The sequence below is a fragment of the Metabacillus sp. YM-086 genome (genome assembly GCF_048059995.1).
Taxonomy (GTDB): domain Bacteria; phylum Bacillota; class Bacilli; order Bacillales; family Bacillaceae; genus Metabacillus; species Metabacillus litoralis_B.
In genome coordinates this window covers 1-813 of record NZ_JBLUOI010000182.1, presented here as the reverse complement: position 1 = coordinate 813, position 813 = coordinate 1, and the positions used below count along the sequence as shown (strand labels likewise).

Sequence of the window (813 nt, the reverse complement as noted above, 5' to 3'; positions counted from 1 at the left end):
GGTGTCTATTCAAAATCAGTTGAGAAGTTTCTACGGGATCACGGACATACTTACTGTCGCATGAACCCTCTTGAAGCGAACCTACAAATGGCTTCAATGCGTCGACACAAAACCGATATTAGCGATGCCCATGAGTTAGCGAAAACCCACATTAAATTGGAACGTGAAACGACGTATGTGCAGAATGATTATTATGAACAGATGCGGGCGATTACTCGTTATTATGACGAAATTGAAGAAGAACTTATTCTTTTACGCAATCGTATGCATGCCATTTTACATGTTTCATTTCCAGAGTTGGAACGACTTATTTCACCGAGTTCAGCACTATTTTTAAATTTTGTGCAATTGTATCCACACCCAGCACTATTATTAGCTCATTCAAAGACAATTATTAAAAATCGTTTAAAAAGCAATACACGTAAAAAACTTTCACTAGAACGTGCAGAGAAAAAAGCCATCGTGTTATTAGAAGCTGCGAAAAATTCATATCCTGCCATTGAACCAACGGATATTCGTTGTAATCAAGTACGCGATTACGCCCGACGTATTGCGGATTTAATGGAAAAGAAAGACCAGCTTGTGAAACAAATGGTTATGATGTCTGAAGGAAGAATGGAATATACCGTATTACGCTCTTTTCCGGGGATTGGTGATACAACAGCGTGCAGACTTATTGGCGAACTAGGTGATATTCGCCGATTTAAAAACGCGAAACAACTGAACGCTTACGTTGGCATCGATATTATGCGCTATCAATCTGGTAATACACAATACCGTGATCGTATTAATAAACGAGGAAATAAGAAGCTA

1 protein-coding gene is annotated in these 813 nt (G+C 38.7%); it reads left to right on the top strand.

What is annotated here, in order from left to right:
- A partial coding sequence (locus ACEWK1_RS27700) for a transposase (protein WP_416636891.1) occupies nucleotides 1-813 on the top strand: 813 nt, incomplete at both ends.